The sequence below is a fragment of the Pseudomonas sp. Pseusp97 genome (assembly GCF_047304025.1).
Lineage (GTDB): Bacteria > Pseudomonadota > Gammaproteobacteria > Pseudomonadales > Pseudomonadaceae > Pseudomonas.
Map to the genome: position 1 here is coordinate 1 of NZ_JBGLYK010000515.1, position 332 is coordinate 332.

Here is a 332-nt window from a genome sequence, read left to right on the forward strand (position 1 = left end):
GGCCGGGGTGGAAACGGGTGGCCAAACCTTAGAGGCCGACCAGGTTGTCCTCGCCGCCGGCTACCGCAGCGCTGCGTTGCTGCCGGGCGGGCCGCGCCTGCCCCTCTATCCACTCAAGGGCTACAGCCTGACCGCGCCGATCCGCGCTGCTGACCACGCGCCAGACGTGAGCCTGACCGACTACGACCGCAAGGTGGTCTACGCGCGCATCGGCGACCGTCTGCGGATTGCCGCCATGGTCGACATTGTCGGCTTCGACCCGCGCCTGGAGCCCAAGCGGCTGGCGCTGATCCGCGAGCAGGCGGCGGACACCCTGCCCGAAGCCTGCGACT

At 70.5% G+C, this 332-nt stretch carries 1 protein-coding gene; it reads left to right on the forward strand.

What is annotated here, in order from left to right:
* Nucleotides 1–332, forward strand: a 332-nt coding sequence (locus ACCC94_RS30180; RefSeq protein ID WP_413353232.1) for an FAD-dependent oxidoreductase, incomplete at both ends; no start/stop codon positions are given.